Annotated in this window: 13 protein-coding genes; 4 read left to right on the forward strand and 9 right to left on the reverse strand. The window is 64.1% G+C overall.

What is annotated here, in order from left to right:
* Positions 1-66: 66 nt before the first annotated feature.
* The 5 genes from GT590_RS00205 to GT590_RS00225 form a co-directional block, all read right to left on the reverse strand.
* Positions 67-1,098 carry a biotin--[acetyl-CoA-carboxylase] ligase gene (locus GT590_RS00205; protein WP_226844398.1) on the reverse strand — a complete coding sequence of 344 codons (1,032 nt, stop codon included), beginning with the start codon at positions 1,096-1,098 and terminating at the stop codon, positions 67-69.
* Complete coding sequence (gene folP / locus GT590_RS00210; RefSeq protein ID WP_015761443.1) at positions 1,095-2,402, reverse strand: dihydropteroate synthase; 1,308 nt, start codon at positions 2,400-2,402, stop codon at positions 1,095-1,097. Before folP ends, GT590_RS00205 begins: the two co-directional genes overlap by 4 nt.
* Positions 2,399-4,651: an ATP-dependent zinc metalloprotease FtsH gene (gene ftsH, locus GT590_RS00215; RefSeq protein ID WP_015761444.1), complete on the reverse strand. Its 2,253-nt coding sequence runs from the start codon at positions 4,649-4,651 to the stop codon at positions 2,399-2,401. Before ftsH ends, folP begins: the two co-directional genes overlap by 4 nt.
* 148 nt (positions 4,652-4,799) lie before the next feature.
* Positions 4,800-5,357: a hypoxanthine phosphoribosyltransferase gene (gene hpt, locus GT590_RS00220; protein ID WP_343085201.1), complete on the reverse strand. Its 558-nt coding sequence runs from the start codon at positions 5,355-5,357 to the stop codon at positions 4,800-4,802.
* Between the two features lie 340 nt (positions 5,358-5,697).
* Positions 5,698-6,375, reverse strand: coding sequence for a nucleoside triphosphate pyrophosphatase (locus GT590_RS00225; protein WP_086414261.1), 678 nt, complete (start codon positions 6,373-6,375; stop codon positions 5,698-5,700).
* 313 nt (positions 6,376-6,688) lie between these two features.
* Between GT590_RS00225 and GT590_RS00230 the strand changes: the two genes are divergently transcribed.
* Together GT590_RS00230 and GT590_RS00235 are read left to right on the forward strand one after the other, a co-directional pair.
* A complete protein-coding gene (locus GT590_RS00230; RefSeq protein WP_009305261.1) occupies positions 6,689-7,072 on the forward strand; it encodes a helix-turn-helix domain-containing protein in 384 nt (127 codons plus the stop codon).
* On the forward strand, positions 7,072-7,686 hold the full coding sequence (locus GT590_RS00235) for a zeta toxin family protein (RefSeq protein WP_114551700.1): 615 nt from the start codon (positions 7,072-7,074) through the stop codon (positions 7,684-7,686). The genes GT590_RS00230 and GT590_RS00235 overlap by 1 nt, the downstream gene beginning before the upstream one ends.
* Before the next feature lie 6 nt (positions 7,687-7,692).
* Here the strand turns inward: GT590_RS00235 and tilS are convergent, their stop codons facing one another.
* Genes tilS through GT590_RS00255 form a run of 4 tightly spaced genes read right to left on the reverse strand, consistent with a single transcriptional unit; the run spans position 7,693 to position 13,406 of the window.
* Positions 7,693-8,811, reverse strand: a complete 1,119-nt coding sequence (gene tilS / locus GT590_RS00240) for a tRNA lysidine(34) synthetase TilS (protein ID WP_205289522.1) — start codon at positions 8,809-8,811, stop codon at positions 7,693-7,695.
* Positions 8,808-11,465: an EAL domain-containing protein gene (locus GT590_RS00245; RefSeq protein ID WP_114551701.1), complete on the reverse strand. Its 2,658-nt coding sequence runs from the start codon at positions 11,463-11,465 to the stop codon at positions 8,808-8,810. The genes tilS and GT590_RS00245 overlap by 4 nt, the downstream gene beginning before the upstream one ends.
* Positions 11,462-12,778, reverse strand: a complete 1,317-nt coding sequence (rlmD, locus tag GT590_RS00250; protein WP_114551702.1) for a 23S rRNA (uracil(1939)-C(5))-methyltransferase RlmD — start codon at positions 12,776-12,778, stop codon at positions 11,462-11,464. The genes GT590_RS00245 and rlmD overlap by 4 nt, the downstream gene beginning before the upstream one ends.
* Complete coding sequence (locus tag GT590_RS00255; RefSeq protein ID WP_009305266.1) at positions 12,756-13,406, reverse strand: GntR family transcriptional regulator; 651 nt, start codon at positions 13,404-13,406, stop codon at positions 12,756-12,758. The genes rlmD and GT590_RS00255 overlap by 23 nt, the downstream gene beginning before the upstream one ends.
* Before the next feature lie 377 nt (positions 13,407-13,783).
* On the opposite strand from GT590_RS00255, the gene GT590_RS00260 reads away from it, so the two are divergent.
* The gene (locus GT590_RS00260) at positions 13,784-14,560 is read left to right on the forward strand and encodes a dimethylarginine dimethylaminohydrolase family protein (protein ID WP_114533569.1); all 777 of its coding nucleotides are present in this window, start codon (positions 13,784-13,786) and stop codon (positions 14,558-14,560) included.
* Positions 14,561-14,860: 300 nt separating this feature from the next.
* Positions 14,861-16,363 (forward strand): basic amino acid/polyamine antiporter, encoded by a 1,503-nt coding sequence (locus tag GT590_RS00265; protein WP_009305268.1) that lies wholly within the window; start codon positions 14,861-14,863, stop codon positions 16,361-16,363.
* Positions 16,364-16,491: the final 128 nt, after the last annotated feature.

Raw genomic sequence — 16,491 nt, forward strand, 5'->3', positions numbered from 1 at the left:
GAACCATGTCGAGGGTCAAGCAGGAGATTCAAAGAGAACGACGGGCTTTTCGACAGAACGAGCGTGCTACACGAGGTGCGCTTCGCCGGAGGAGATTGCGGTTTCGATGCCGGATTCGCTACGCAGCACGAGACGGCCTTGAGCGTCGACGCCCACAACCGCCCCTTCCGCCAGCAGATTGTCCGCACGATCGACCATGCGAACGTTTTGTCCGTTCAAGCTGGAGTAGGCGTTGAACTCGTCCACAAGCGGTGCGAAGCCGTTGCGCCGCCATACACCGTACAGCGGCGCGAAGGCGGCGAGGAGCGCTTCGAGCACTGCTTCGACAGCGACGGCCGGCGCGGCAACGGAATCCGCGAGGTCGGCCACGTACGCAGGACGATTCTTGCCTCCCACGTCGGGGCGCTTGTCGGGCGGCAGTACGTTCACGCCCACGCCCACGCACACGCCGCCGCCGTGCGCCTCGAGCGAGATGCCGCAAAGCTTCGCGAAATCAGGCGCTCGGCCGTCTCGCGCACTGCAAGCATCGCCTTCGTTGGCACAAAATAACCGCTGTGCACGATTTTTCTGCCCTAATTCCTTCCCAGATTCGGAAAACCCCAGGTCGCGAATTTCGGTTGCTTCAGGAAATCGTGCATAGCGCGCCTTTTGTGCCAGCACCACATCGTTGGGCCATTTGATGCGCACGGCCTCCTCAGCCCGCGCGCCCGCCAGCGCAACGAGTGCGCGGCGCACCGCCATGCCCACAACCAGGCTCAACGTGGGAAGTTCGCGCGGCGCCACCTGGGGGCGCAACAACAGCGAGCAATACAGTCCGCCTTCCGGGCTGGTCCACGAACGACCCTGCCGGCCGTAACCGGAAACCTGGCGAAGCGCGCGGACGACGAGGCCTTCCGGCTCTCCCGCCTCCAACGCGCGCTTGACTTCGTCGTTCGTCGATGCAACTTCCTCGTGCAGAGCGATGCGAAACGGGAAGCCGCTCGGCGAACCGCCTTCCCCCTCGTTGCCGAATCCAAATTCCGAAACACGCGCATCGCCTTTCCGGAGCGACGAAGAGCCGTCGACGCAAAACGAGGGCACAGAGCGCCCCTTGCTCACAGCCGCACGCTCTTCCCCACCGTAACCCCATCGACGCTAACCGGCACGTCATTGGCAAGCACGTGGCCAGGGAGCAGCTCCAACAGGGGCTGCACTACGAAATCGCGTTCCAGCAGGCGCGGATGCGGCAACGTGAGCACATCGGCATCCACGACGTACAGCTGGTAGTCGAGGATATCGAGGTCGCACGTGCGCGGCCCGTTCCGAACCTCGCGCACACGACCCAGGCTGTTCTCCACCGCATGCAGGTAGCCCAGAAGCTCTTTCGGCGGAATACCTGTGCGCAAAAGCACCACGGCGTTCACGAACGAATCTTGGTCGAGGTAGTAGGCCGGCTCGCTCTCGTAAAAGCTGGAGATGTCGACGATCTGCGAGTCGGGCAGCGAACACAGCTCGGTGATGGCCTGGTTGAGCATGGCGATCTTGCCCTCGCGCTCCTCGCCGGGCGAGGCCACAAGCGGGACGTTGCAGCCCATGCCGATGAGCGCGTAGGGCCGCAGCCCTTCGAGCGCGGCAACCGTGGCCGCCACGTTGTGCGCGCGCACCACGCTGGCTCCCAGCTCGCAGGCCATGAGCGCCTCGGCAGCCGAAACCTCGTCGCGCGCAGAAGGTTCGTCGATGCCGTACGCCCAGCCCAAGAAGCTCTTGCGCGACACCGCCACCATCACTGGGTAGCCCAGACGCACGAACTCTTGGAAGTTGCGCACCAGCTCCAGCGTCTGCGACGGCGTCTTGCCGAAGCCGGGACCGGGGTCAATGCAGATGCGGTCGTGCGCGACGCCCGCAGCCTCCAAAGCGGCAGCCCGGTCGCGCAGCCACTCGCGCACGTCGGCCACCACGTCGTCATACGAAGGCGCGTTCTGCATGGTCGAGGGGTCGCCCTGCATGTGCATGACCACCAGCCCGCAATCGCTGTCGCGCACCGCATCCACCATGGCGGGGTCGCGGAAGCCGGACACGTCGTTCACGATGGCCGCGCCCGCTTCCAAGCACGCGCGCGCAACTTCGGCGTGGCGCGTATCGATGCTCACGCACACATCGCGCTGCGCCAATGCGCGCACCACCGGCAGCACGCGCGCCAGCTCCTCGTCCACGGACACCGGCGCGGCGCCGGGCCGCGTGGACTCGCCGCCCACATCGATTATGCGGGCTCCCTCCTCCGCCATGCGCTCGGCATGAGCCAGCGCGGCATCGAAGCCGTCGTGCTGGCCTCCGTCGGAGAAGGAGTCGGGGGTAACGTTGAGAATGCCCATGACGATGGGCATTCTCGTATCGAACTCATAGGTTGCGCAGCGCCAGATCATCGTTCGGTGCCGTCGCCTTTCTGCTCAGGGGCTTGCGGAGCCGGAGCGTCGACAGGCGCCTCGTCCGACGTCGACGAAGCAGATGCGGGCGCATCGTCGCCGTCGCCCTCCGCAGGCTCGCGGTACGGCGGATTCGGATCCTGGTCGCCCGGCTCGACCGGCTCTTCCTTCCAGTTCGGGTCGGCCAGATGCTCGTCGCGGGCGCGCGCGGCGGCCTCCTCGGCCTCCTTGGCCGCGATGATCTCGTCCTCGTGCTTGAGGTACTCGTCCCACGTGTTGTCCAGCAGGGCAAGGCACGCCTCGCCTTCCACCGTTTCGCGCTCAAGCAGCACGTTGGCCATGAGATCCATCTGCTCGCGATGGCTTGCCAGAATCTCATAGGCGCGATCATGCGCGTCCTTCATGATGCGGGCGACCTCGTCATCGATGCGCTTCGCCGTCTCCTCCGAGTAGTCCTGCGTGTTGCCGTAGTCGCGGCCCAGGAACACTTCGTGGTTCGGCTGGCCAAACACCTGCGTGCCCAGCTCGGCGCTCATGCCGTACTGCGTGACGATGGCGCGGGCCATCTTCGTGGCGCGCTCGAGGTCGTTCGATGCGCCCGTGGTGATGTCGTCGCAGAAGATCTCCTCCGCCACGCGACCGCCCATGAACACGGCCAACTCGTCGCGCATCTCGCCGAGCGAGTTGAGCACCTTGTCCTCCTTGGGGATGGACAGCGTGTAGCCCAGCGCTCGGCCGCGCGAGATGATCGAGATCTTGTGCACGGGATCGGCGTGCGGAAGCAGGTGACCGACCAGGGCGTGACCGCTCTCGTGGTACGCGATGGTGTGCTTCGTCTGTTCGTCCAGCACGCGACCCTTGCGCTCGGGCCCGGCGATGACGCGCTCCATGGACTCGGACACTTCCTGCTGCGTGATGATCTTCTTGCCGCGACGCGCGGTGAGCAGCGCCGACTCGTTCATGAGGTTGGCCAGGTCGGCACCCGTGAAGCCCGGCGTGAGCTTGGCCACCTTCGACAGGTCGACGTCGCTGCCGATGGGCTTGTCCTTCGAGTGCACCTGCAGGATCTTCTCGCGGCCCTTCACGTCGGGCGCGTCCACCACGATCTGGCGATCGAAGCGGCCGGGGCGCAGCAGCGCCGGGTCCAGAACGTCGGCGCGGTTCGTAGCGGCGATCAGCACCACCGAGTCGTTGCTCTCGAAGCCGTCCATCTCCACCAGGAGCTGGTTCAGCGTCTGTTCGCGCTCGTCGTGGCCGCCGCCGAGGCCCGTGCCGCGCTGGCGGCCGACAGCGTCGATCTCGTCGATGAAGATAATGGCCGGGCTGGCATCCTTCGCCTGCTGGAACAAGTCGCGCACGCGAGACGCGCCCACGCCGACGAACATCTCGACGAAGTCGGAGCCGGAAATGCTGAAGAACGGCACGCCCGCCTCGCCGGCGACGGCGCGCGCGAGCAGGGTTTTACCAGTGCCCGGAGGGCCCACCAAGAGGCAGCCGCGCGGGATCTTCGCGCCCATGGACTGGTACTTCGCCGGGTTCGCCAAGAAGTCCTTGATCTCCTGCATCTCCTCGACGGCCTCGTCGACGCCGGCCACGTCGGAGAACTTCACGTCGGGGCGCTCCTCGATGGACTTCTTCGTCTTGGCCTTGCCGAAGCTCATCTGCGAGTTGTTCGCCTTCTGCATCTGGTTGAAGAAGAAGAACAGGATGAGGCCGATGATGATGAAGGGCAGCAGCGTGCCGAGCAGCTCCACGAACGGGCTGGGCAGCGCCACCTCGTACGGCACGTTGGGATGCGCCGCCATGAGGTCGCCGAGCGAGCCGCCGTAATAGGTGGACGTGAAGTTGCGCTCCACGCCCAGCGTGGCCCCGTTGATGTCGGTGGTGCCCACGCCGCCGAGCGCCTTGCCCGTCTCGGGGTTCTTCAGCGTGGCCATGCGCGCGTTGAGCGCCTGGAAGGCTTCGTTGAACGCATCGGCGCCGGTGGAGCCCGCCGTGATGGCGGGATAGTACGAGCCCGACACCGTGTAGTCGCCGGCGTTGTACACCACCTTCGTCGCGCGATCCTGCTCGACGGCCTGCACGAACTCGGACGTGATCAGGCGGTCGGTGGGCTTGGCGCCCGCGGACGACATATTCAGGAACTGCTGGCCCACGAAGAAGGCCACCAGCATGAACAGAACCACCGAGATGATGGTCGTCCTCGGGCTGGGCTGCTGGAACTGCGATTGTTTGTTTTGCTGTGCCATAGCGTCTAACTTTCCTTTTCTCACCGACTCGCGCTGCGAGACGGACAGACCCGCGTGCCCGCCCGTCATCGCATGCGGCCGATGCCGCATACCCTTAGCACGACGCGACTCGGCAACGCCGAACCGGTCGACCGCCAAGGTAGCTTCGCTAGTAAATCTCCGGCTTCAAGATGCCGATGTAGGGCAGGTTGCGATACCGCTCCGCATAGTCCAACCCGTAACCCACGATGAACTCATCGGGGCACTCGAAACCGATATATTTGCAATCGATCTTCGCCTGCGCAAGCGTCTTCTTCCGAAGAAGCGTGGCTACCTCGATGGAAGCCGGTTGACGCGACGACAGGTTTTTCAGCAAGTACGTCAGGGTAAGACCGGAGTCGAGGATATCCTCGGCCACGATGACGTGACGCCCTTCGATTTGAGACGAGAGGTCTTTCAGGATACGCACCACGCCGGAGCTCTTGGCGCCGTTTCCGTACGACGAGATGGCCATGTAGTCCATTTCGAGCGGAAGCTCGATCTTGCGCGCCAGATCCGCCATGAAGATAGCGGCACCGCGCAGAACCGAGATCAGGATGATGCCCTCGTCGGCAACGTCGGCGTAATCGCTCGTAATGGCTGCGCCTATCTCGCCTACGCGATCGGCGAGCTGCTTTTCGGTGAACAGGATCTCCGAAATGTCGTTGTGCACGTTCCTAACCTCTATCGTCGCATTTCGCTTCTGCTATCGCCCCTGATCAATCTGCGAGATCAATGGGCGAGAGCGTCACGCTTACCTTGAATTCAGCTAGTGTACCATTGCCTCTCCGGGAAAAGGAGACGATACGGTAACGCCAGCCTGCCTGTCACGATTTTTACATTTCGCAATGGGAACTGGGACGATAGGTTGAAAATGCCATAGGCTGGCGCAGCAAGTCAGCAAGGGCGGTTGCGGCGCGCGGGATCGTGGGGAGAGCGCAGGCGAAGCGCATCTCAATGTGCGAGCCCTCGACTCGACTGAGAGATCGGGCGGCGCAGCCGCCCAGCGTCGAGTCGTTCGCCGTCCGTCAGGACGCCGAACCCGCGAAGTCCGGGAACTCCTCCAGCAAACGACCTACGGGCAGGCCGATGACGGTGTCCATCGCGCCGTCGACGCGCGCCACCAGATCGGCTCCGGCCCCCTGCACGGCATAGGCGCCGGCCTTGTCGAACGACTCGCCCTTGCGCAGATAGTCGACGATCTCTTCGTCGGTCAGCTCGCGGAACGTCACAGCCGAGCGATCGACGAACGTGCGGAAGCCCAGCGAGATGTTCTCGGGCTCGGGCGCGGCCACCATCCATACGGATACAGCCGTCAGCACTTCATGCGTGCGACCCGACAGGCAGCGCAGCATACGCTTCGCGTCGGACAGGCTGACGGGCTTGCCGAATATCTCCCCTTCGCACACCACCATGGTGTCGGCGCCGATGACGGCGGCCATGCCTGTGTAGTCTTCGGCCAGCACCTCCTGCACCACGGCGCCGGCTTTGCGCTCGGCCAGCTTCTTGCACGCCTCGGGCGGATCGGCCAGGAGGTCGGGCTCCAAGGTCTCGTCCACCTCAGACGCGTGCACGACGAAGCGCACGCCGGCGTCTTCGAGCAGCTGCTTGCGGCGCGGCGACGCGCTGGCCAGCACGATGTCGAGGGCGGGCGTTACGGGGTCGGCAGACGAAGCGGCCGATGAAGTGTTCTGTTCGTTTTCCATGCGCGGTATTGTAGCGCAGCGGGCGCAAGCGTTGCACCAAGAGCACGCAGGTTCCACGCGAAGCGCCCAGACGCAAGCGCGGGCAACTCTGACCCCGACCGCAAACTCCTCCCCGATTCTCCCTGCTACACATCTCACCGAATTGTTTCACGTGAAACAATCGTCGCGATGCGCTGCGATAAGAGAACGCGCGTACGCGATATCGTTGAGAACGCATAAGCCGTCCCTCATCGATTTCAATAATCATTGCGATATCGCAATGATTATTCTATACTCGGATCATATGCCGCTCGCGCAGAACCAAGGAGGTTGCATGCTGTCGGTCGTCGAAAGCGCCGAAATCCTACAGGTCACGCCAACGCGGGTGCGGGCGCTCATCGCACAAGGAGCATTGCCGGCGCAGAAAGTCGGACGCACGTGGACGCTCCGGGAGGAGGACGTGATGCAGCGTGCCGCAACCCGGCCGTCCGCAGGCCGTCCGCGCAAGGCGGACGTTCCGTCCCCTGCAGACGACAGCAAGCCGCACGCAGCAGCAAGCGAGCTCTATCGCGCATGCAAAGACCATCTGGCAGCGTGCCCGAGCGCTGCCGAGATAGCGGCGATCGACGACCCCGAGCAGGCCGCGTTCCGCATCGCCGTCGCCGACTTCTTCCTCCAACGCAAACAGTCGGAGCTCGTTCGCCAAGGGGTCTTCTGATGAGCGAGCAACCGTTCTACGTGGTGTTCGCCGGCGTGAACGGAGCAGGCAAATCCACCCTGTTCCGCAGCGATTTCTGGCGCACGGGAGGGATGCCCGCCACCATGGCGCGCGTGAACCCCGACGAAATCCTCCGAGAGCAAGGCGGGGACTGGTCGAACGGCCAGGATCAAGTGGCCGCAGGCAGGATCGCGCTGCGCAGCGTGGACGAGCATCTGGCGGCACGACGCTCGTTCAATCAGGAAACAACGCTGGCCGGCCATCGAGCCCTGCGCACCATGGCCGAAGCACGCGAGAAGGGATACCGCGTGTTCCTGTTCTACATCGGCCTTGCAAACGAAGGCATAGCCCTGCAACGCATCGAACGCCGCGTGCAGGCGGGAGGTCACGATATAGATGAGGCGCTCGTTCGAAAACGGTACCGGGCGTCGCTTGCGAGTCTGAGCAAAGCGCTACCCTACTGCGAGGAGGCGCACGTATTGGACAACACCGTCGCGTTCAAGCGCATCGCCCTGTGGCACCGCAACACGCTCGCTTGGTGGGGCGCGTCGAAGTCAGTGGGAGCATGGCTTCCCGAAGCCATCGCCGACGAATCGCTTTGGAGACGATCGTAGCGCGACCTACCCGCGCTTTCGGCGGGCGCGGTAGGCGGCCATGGGCTCTATGCGGACGCCGCGCTTGTTCGCGCTGACGGCGAGATCGCCTTGGATGTTGGCCACGTAGCCGCTGCGAGGCTTGCCGCCCGTCTCGTCGTCGAACGCGGCCAGCACGGCCTCCACCGAGGCCGTCTCCACGCGGGCGTCGCGACCCAGCATCAGCTGCAGCGCGCGCATCACGGCGCGCCGGCGCAGGGGCAACGGCTCGGCGCCGAATGCGGGCGCCAGCACGCAACCTGCGTCGTACTCGTCGCCGAGCGCTTCGACGTGGCCCGCCATCAGCCCATCCACCATGCGCTCCAGCATATCGTCCTCGTCGGCAATGAGGTTCATGGTGCGGCCGAGCACCTCCAGAAGCTGCGGGTTGCGCTCTTTCGCACGCGGGACGATCTCATGGCGCACGTAGGCCCGGAACCGGTCGGTGTGCGCGTTCGTCGCGTCCTCGCGCCACAAGTTGCCTTCGTCGTCGCAGGCCGCCGGCGCACCATCCTGCTCGCGGCGCACGATGTAGGCGCGCAGCTCCTCGCGGCTCGCATCCAGCAGGGGGCGCACCACCGGCCCGTTGCGGTGCTTCATGGCGCGGAACCCACCCGGCCCCGTGCCCACGATGGAGCGCATGTAGAAGCTCTCCACGCGATCGTCGGCCGTGTGCGCCGTCAGGATGCGTCCATCGGCAAGCGGTGTCGCCGCATGCAAGCAGAGGCTTTCGAGCGCTTCGTTGGCCGCCAGGTAACGCTCACGCCTGGCCACCGCCTCCACGTTCTCGCCCGTGCGCTGCGCCTCTCCCGCTATGTCTATGTCGCACGAGAACAGCGGAACGTCCAGCAGCTCGGCCAACTGAGCGACGAAGCGAGCGTCCTCGTCGGCATCCTCGCCCCGAAGCCGGTGGTTGACGTGCAGCATGGCAAGCTGCCCCAGCGCCCCGCGTTCCCGCAACTCGCAGGCGATATACGCGAGCGCCGTCGAATCCGACCCGCCCGACACCATCAGCAGCGCCGGCGTATCGGCATCGGCCAAGCGGCGTGCCGAGAGCACCGCCGCCGCCCGATCGACCAGCGTTTCCGTTTGCACAGCAGCCATCATGCCCTCCCCTCCAAGAACCTCCGCTCGAACTCTTCTTCTGGCAGAGGACGACCGAACAGGAAGCCTTGGATATAATCGAGACCCATGCCGCCCACTACTTCGTATTCTTCGTTGGTCTCCACGCCTTCGAGGCACACGCTGATGCCCACGGCGTGGCACAATTCCACCACGAACTTGATGAACGTGGCATCGAACGTGCTCGTCTGGATATCGCGGATGAACGCGCGGTCGATTTTCACGATGTCGGCAGGCGACGTCTTCAACACGCCCAACGACGAGTAGCCCGTACCGAAATCGTCCATAGCCACGCGCACGCCTTGCATGCGCAGCTGATCGAACAGCTCATGAGTGACCTGGGCGTCGTCGGCGAAACGGCTTTCGGTCATCTCCACGACGAGGCTCTCAGGAGGCAGCTCCGCCTCTCGCAACGTGTCCACGATAAGAGGAACCAGACCGTCCTCGTCAAGTTGGCGATACGACAGGTTCACGCTCATGGTAAACGAGGGGATCGCCTTCCTCCATCGTTTACAGGTGTCCACAGCATGTTGCAGAACCCACGTGCCCACAGGAACGATAAGACCGCTCTCTTCGAGCAGCGGGATAAACTCGAGCGGCGACAAGTCGCCATACTCGTCGCAACGCCAACGCGCAAGCGCCTCGGCTCCCACGACGCAACCCGTTGCAGCTTCCACCTGAGGCTGGTAGCACAGGCTGAATCCCTTGAAGCCGTTCTCCACGCTGTCCCGTAGCAGCTCCATCAGCTCGAGCTCGCGCACGCGCTCGGCCAGAATAGGCTGCGAGAAGTTTACGCAGCGCTTCTTCCCATGCCCTTTCGCGTGTTCCAACGCGTAATTGGCGTACTTCACGAGGCTCTCGTACGTTTCGGCATCGCCGGGATATTGCGCGATGCCGCCGGACAGCGTGCAATAGAACTTGCGGCCCTCATGATCGTGCTGTCGCTGAAACATACCGCCTAGCTGCGCGTATGCGCTGCGCAGCACGTCGACATCGTCATCGACGATCACGGCGAATTCGTCGCCGTCCAGACGGTACACGCGCGCGTCCTCGGGCAGCGAGCTTTGGATGCGCTGCGCCACGAACCGAATGACCTCATCGCCGAATGCACGGTCGTAGCGGTCGTTGATGTGCCGCAAGTCGTCGATGCCCAGCACCATGAGGCTGATCCGCGCGCTCTGCATCGTCTCCATACGACGACGCACATCGTCCTCGAACTCGAACTTGTTGAAAAGACCGGTCAGCGGGTCGACCTTGCTCTTCTTTCCCAGGTTCGTGATGAACCCGGCGAACAGCAGCGGCTTTCCCTTCGCATCGAGGATGAGCCGGCCGCGGCATCGCAGACGCACCCATTCGCCTTTGCGGTTGATGGCGCGATACTCCACCCAATGGCGCGTCGTGCGCGCATCGGCGACTTCCTGGTTCGATTCGAGGAACGCCTGCTTGTCGTCAGGATGCACCTTCGAACCCCACACGGCTGCCGCGTTTTCCACCACCTCGGAGGGAAGGTCGAACTCTTCCACCATAGCGCGCGGGTAGCGGAACACGCCGGTTCTCATGTTGCATACGTACAGATAATCGTCGGTGCTCTCGACCAGCGCGTCGTACAGCTTGCTTTCATCGTACGAGAACGAGCACGGATCGACCGACACCCCCCTGCCCGATCGCTCAGCGCTGATCAGGGCGTTGATGTTGCGATCTATATGAAAACGTCGCTTCTCCTCGTACATACGCCGGTCCGCCAAGGCCAGCACCTCGTACAACTCCAGCGGCGCTTCGGGGTCCGCCTCTGCGATGCCGAAGCAGAAACCCATCTCGTAGGGAGGATCAGTGCGGCGCGGAATCGCCGAGAGCGCAGCGCGTGCGCGCTCGATCTTGACGCGCGTGGAAGCCGCGTCGCCTAGGAATACGCACACGAACTCGTCGCCACTCAAGCGGAACCCGTAATCGTTGGGACCGAATTCGCATCGTACGGCGTTCGCGGCCGAGCGGATCAGGTAATCTCCCTCGGCATGGCCATGAAGATCGTTCACATCCTTCAGCCGGTTGATGTCGTATAGAACGACGGACACCTGCTCGCCCTCGACCGCAGCCCGCGCAAGCGAGATGCCCAGCCGCTCCTTACCGGCTCGGCGCGACAGCATCCCGGTGAGCTCGTCGGTGTTCGCAGAAACGAGCGCCGTGATGTCCACCGACTGCTGCAAATGCACACGCGACCCGTCGACCCAGGTCACCAGGCTGTCGTAGTTGCGGTACGTGCGCCCCGTCATGGGGCTTTCCTCGTCCCACTCCACCAATGGAACTTCGTCGCCGCAGCTTAGAAGCTCGTCAACCGGGCAGAAGGCGCATCGCTCGGTCAAGCCGCGCTGCAGCACCTGCCAGCACACCTTGCCCTCCGGATCCTCCACGCCGTAATCGTGCTTCATGAACCCGTTCATATAAAGAATGCGATCCGTCTTCGGATCAGTCACGTAGATGCTCGTGCGCATGCCTTCGAGAACCGTATCGAACACGAAGCTGCGCAGATCGGTGGAGCCGCCATGGCTCCCGTCGACCGCGAGCGGCGCGTCGTGCCGCATCCTCGGAACCGCTTCGTCAGGCTCATCGTTCGACGACTGACGAATATCGCAATCGCTCATCGGCCGCTCCTTTCAAAGAAGCCCTCGACGCGCTCCACCAGCGCGATCGTCTCAATGTGATCCGTATGAGGGAACATGTCGACCGGCTGCACCGTGCGAACGGCATAGCCGTGCTGGCGCAAAAAGGCCAGGTCGCGCACCTGCGTAGTCGGGTTGCACGAGATGTAGACGATGCGCCGGGGCGCCAGCGTCACTGCGGCCGCGAGGAACTCCTCGCTCGACCCGGCGCGCGGCGGATCCATCAGCAGCACGTCCACAGCATCGCCTGCGGCGGCGCGCTCGCGCATGAACGCCCCTGCATCGCCCACCGCGAACCGAGCGTTCTCCACGCCGTTGTGCTTCGCGTTCTCGCGCGCGTCGCGCACGGCCGACGCCACCGTGTCCACGCCGATCACCTGGCGCGCGCCGCGCTTGGCGGCCACCAGACCAATGGTACCGGTGCCGCAGTAGGCGTCGATGGCCGTTTCAGAGCCGGTGAAGCCGGCCAGGTCGATGGCGCGCTCGTACAGCACCTCGGTCTGCACGGCATTCACCTGGTAGAACGACTGCGACGAGATGCGAAAGCTCAGCCCGCACAGCTTGTCCAGGATGAAGCCCGGACCGTACAGCGTCTGCTCGCGCTCGCCGAGAATTACGTTGGTCTGGCGCTCGTTCACGTTCTGCACGACCGACGTGATGCGAGGGCAGCGGCGCACCAGCTCTCGACAGAACGCGCGCGATGCGGGGAAAGCGCGGCCGTTCGTGACCAGCGTGACCAGGATCTCGCCGCTCGTATGTCCCACGCGCACCACGGCGTGGCGCAGGAAGCCCGTGCCGGAATCCTCGCGGTACGGCTCGATGCTGAAGCGCGGCATGAGGTCGCGGACCGTGCGGATGATGCGCTTGGCCTCTTCGTTCTCGATGAGACAGCCGTCGGTGGGGACGATGCGGTGCGATCCGGCCGCGTACATGCCGCAGAGGATCTCGCGGCGCGGCTTCTGGGCGCGCTTGCCGTCGCGGCCGCCGCGCGCGTCGCGCCCCTTCCCCGCCCGAGCGTTCGCGGAGCCTTGCAGCTTGCGGCCGGGCGCGTAGGGGGACACCACCTTGTTGCGATAGTAGTACGGCTCGTCCATGCCCAGGATGGGCCGCAACGCGGACGCGTCAGCCACGTCGGCGAACAGCTCGGCCACACGCGTGTCCTTGCTTGCGAGCTGCTGCGCGTACGGAACGCCCACGTGCTGGCAGGCGCCGCACTCGCGCTCGACGGGACAGACGGGCGCTTTCTGCGTGGAACGCTGCGCGGGTTGGGCGCTACCAGACGAGGAACTTGGCATTGTCGATGCTCCAATGTACGTCGCGAATAAACCGTTGCAGCTCTTCGCCGTCGCGCAGCTCGAAGAGCCTGACGATTTCCGCATGCTCTTCGTTGGCCTTGCGCAGCAGGCCGTCCAGCTCGTCGGCGCCCACGTTGGCGTACTCCCGCTTCATGAAGTAGCGGTTCATCTGGTGAATCAGCCCTATCAGACGGGTGTTGCCGCACTTGCGCACATAGCAGTCGTGGAAGTCGTGCTGCAGGTCGTCGTATTTCTTGTAGAGGCCCTTCTCGATGGCCAGCTGCATGGAACCGTGCAAGAACTGCAGCTGCGCGATGTCGTCGTCGGTCATGTCGCCCACGGCCAACAGCGCGGCGCGGCCGTCCAGCGGGCCGATGATCTCCACGATTTCGCGGGCGCTGTCCTCCGTCACGCGCTTGACGTAGAAGCCCTTGCGCGGCACGTTCTCCAAGTAACCGTCGGCGGCCAGCTGGATGAGCGCCTCGCGCACGGGCGTGCGGCTGACGCCGAGCGCATCGCATATCTGCTGCTCGCTGATCTTGTGATCGTCGGCCAAAGTCCCGCCGTCGATCAGGTCGACGATGTGGTTGTATACATGGTCTTTGAGGGAACGGTATTCGTTCGTCATTTCATCCGCCTGTCGTACGGCCTTCGTGTATGCCAATATACCACAAGCACTACGGCGCATTCGCGCGCTTGCCCCGCATGCACGGAGGTTCTGCCGCATTCGCGCTCGCATTCCGACACGCATCATCGCCCGAAAAACACGCCTCAGCGGCTGGAGCGTGTTTTTCGGGCGATGATGCGCTCTGCGCACGCACCCCGCATCGCGCCCGAGGGAATTCGAGGGCTGACGCGCCCCTCGCCGTCGCCAAATGAGACCCACCATCCCCTTTTCAACAACTCCGAAAAACTTCCCGTTTCCTCTTGATTGTATACAATATACAGAATACAATATGCGCCATAGGAAGCAAACGGAAATGACCTCTCACGAAAGGATCCGTCATGACCAAGTTCTCCAACGTCATCGTCCGCCGCCCCGCCAAGTCCATGGTCGAGGGCATCACCTCCGCGCCCGAACTCGGCAAGCCTGATTACGAGAAAGCCCTCAAGCAGCATGACGACTACATCGCGGCCCTCAAGGAGTGCGGCGTCGAAGTGACCGTCCTGCCCGCCCTCGAGCAGTTCCCCGACTCCTGCTTCGTCGAGGATCCCGCGGTCATCACGCGCTGCGGCGCCATCATCACGAACCCGGGCGCCGACAGCCGCAACGGCGAGAAGGACGAGATCGAGCCGGCCGTGCGCAAGTTCTTCGACGACGAGCACGTGAAGCGCATCGTGAGCCCCGGCACGCTGGACGGCGGCGACGTCATGATGGTGGGCGACCACTTCTACGTGGGCCAGTCCGCCCGCACGAACGAAGAGGGCATCCGCCAGTTCTGCGAGATCCTGGAAGGCTGGGGCCTCGAGGGTTCCGAAGTGAAGCTGGAGAAGGTCCTGCACCTGAAGACCGGCGTGAACTACCTGGAGGACGGCAACATGCTGGTGTCCGGCGAGTTCGTGACGAAGCCCGACTTCGAGCAGTACAACCGCATCGAGATCCCCGAGGACGAGGCGTACGCCGCGAACTGCATCTGGGTGAACGGCACCGTCATCGTGCCCGAGGGCTATCCCACCGTGCTGAAGGCCGTGCAAGACGCCGGCTACGAGACGATCACCGTCGATACGTCCGAGTACCGCAAGCTGGACGGCGGCCTGAGCTGCCTGTCGCTGCGCTTCTAACCTGGGGGCTGTCTGTGGCGGCCGTCTAGCCGTTCAGAACCTGGGGGCTTTCGCACCCGGCCCCCGACCGCTCGGCCGGGAAAAGCGCTAGCGAACAATTCACTGGATTGTTCGCTAGCTCAAACCCCCAGAACCTTCACGGCTATCCGACTCGCCACAAACAGCTCGTCTCCTCCGTTCTTACATCGCCGCATACGGCGCGCTGCGGCACTTGCCCGGCGCGCCGTTGCATTTCCGACGCTCGCACCTTGCCGTGCCCTGCGTCAGCATTCCCTTCGACCCCCAGATAAAGGAGGGGCTATGTCGAACGCTGCCTCTGAAACCCTCGACGGGAGCCTCGCCGCCAGCGCAGGAGCCTCCCGCGACAAAGGTCAGATCATCGACCCGAACGGCCTCGATCTGTTCCGCCTCACCATGATGGTGATCACGGCCAGCATCTGCGGAGGCATCTTCGCGCTGGCCGGCGACATGGCCGCCGGAGGCGCCAGCACCGGCGCCGTGCTCATCAGCTGGGCCATCTGCTTCGTGGGCGTGTTCTCGCTCATGATGTGCTTCAACGGGCTGTCGCAGGCCCGCCCCGATCTCACCGGCGGCATCTACGCCTACGCGGCGGCAGGATTCGGCGACTTCGTCGGGTTCAACTCCGCATGGGGTTACTGGGTGTCGGCGTGCCTGTCGAACGTGTCGTTCGCCATCCTGCTGTTCTCGGCGCTGGGGTACTTCTTCCATCCGTTCGAAAGCGGCAACAACCTGCTGTCGTGCGTGTGCGCGTCGGCGTTTCTGTGGCTGCTCGTGTGGCTCGTGTCGCGCGGCGTGAAGGAAGCGGCCGGCATCAACGTCATCGTCACCATCGCGAAGCTCGTGCCGCTTTCGCTGTTCGTGCTGTCCATCGCGCTGCTGGGCAAGTTCGACCCCGCCATCTTCATGGAGAACTTCTGGGGCGAAGCGGGCGGACCCGACCTTGGCACGCAGATCGTGTCCACCATGATCGCGCTCGTGTGGGTGTTCACCGGCATCGAAGGCGCCGTGGTCATCTCGGGTCGCGCGAAATACGCCCGCGACGTGGGCCGCGCCACGGTCATCGGCTTCATCTCGGTGTTCGTGCTGTACCTCATCATCTCGCTGGAGAGCATGGGCGTCATGCCGCGCGCGCAGATGGCCGAGCTGGCCACCCCGTCGATGGCGGGCATCCTCGAACATGCCATCGGGTCTGTCGGCGCGAGCATCGTGAACCTCGGCGTGGTGCTGTCGCTTCTGGGCGCGATGCTGGGCTACGTGATCATCGCCGCCGAGACGCCGTTCGAAGCCGCGCGCCAGGGCGTGTTCCCGAAGTCGTTCGCGCGCACGAACAAGAACGGCGCGCCCATCGTCACCGTGCTCATCTCGGCCGGCATCACGCAGCTGTTCCTGATCGTGTCGGTGTTCTCGTCGTCCACGTACCAATTCTTCTACGCGTGCGCCGTGTCCACCATCCTCATCCCCTACGTGTGCTCGGCGGCCTACTACATGAAGATCGCCTGGAAGCGCGAGCACCTGACGCCCGAGCAGGTGAAGAAGGCCCGCGTGTTCGGCACCGTCGGCTTCGTGTACACGGTGTTCCTCGTGTGGGCGGCCGGGCTGGTGGGAATCATGATCACCACTATCCTGTTCGCTCCCGGCATCATCGTATATGCCATGGGCCAGCGCGAACGCGGCGAGAAGATACTGCCAAACATGGCGGACAAGGCGATAGCCGCCGTCATCGTGGTGCTCATGGCGGTATCGATCGCCCTCATGGCCACCGGGACGATACAGGTGCTGTAGCTCCCACTGCGCCGCCTGCTCGCTCGCGCAGGCGGCGCATACGCGCGGGTCGGCGCCGTTCGTTGGGTTACGGCTCCATGACCGATGTTTTCCGTCTCGCTTTCAGCGTGCTACAGTGATACGGATAT

It is taken from the genome of Eggerthella sp. BIOML-A1, from assembly GCF_009875595.1.
GTDB lineage: Bacteria > Actinomycetota > Coriobacteriia > Coriobacteriales > Eggerthellaceae > Eggerthella > Eggerthella lenta.